Source organism: Lactobacillus sp. UMNPBX1 (genome assembly GCF_002554085.1).
GTDB lineage: Bacteria > Bacillota > Bacilli > Lactobacillales > Lactobacillaceae > Lactobacillus > Lactobacillus crispatus.
In genome coordinates, this window is record NZ_PCZI01000074.1 from 1 (window position 1) to 383 (window position 383).

1 protein-coding gene is annotated in these 383 nt (G+C 42.0%); it reads right to left on the reverse strand.

Annotation, left to right across the window (positions count from 1 at the left end):
• A partial coding sequence (locus CP352_RS10860) for a PHP domain-containing protein (RefSeq protein WP_143465312.1) occupies positions 1–383 on the reverse strand: 383 nt, incomplete at both ends.

Below are 383 nucleotides of genomic sequence, written 5' to 3' on the forward strand. Positions count from 1 at the left end.
CAACAACTGCTTTCCAAAATCAGCTGCGACTTCAAAACTATGATTGCGGATTCCCGCAAAGACTGGTGATTTCTCAGTAATGATCACCTTTAAATCTTGCGTGAATGCTTGAATTTGTTCCAGTGTTAGCGGACCTTCGCCTGCTTCATATCCGTTGACCGTCATCTTGGCTGACGAAATTTTCATTAGATTTTGGTAGCCGTTCTTATTTTGCGCTAATAAAATGATTTCTTGGGGATCCGTCCCCTTACCGTTCAATTGCAATGTTAATCCGATCAACGGCTTAATACCGGCTTTTTGACATGCATGGTAAAAGTCAAGCACACCGTACATTACATTAATATCCGTTAATGCCAATGCCTGGTAACCAAGTTCTTTCCCGC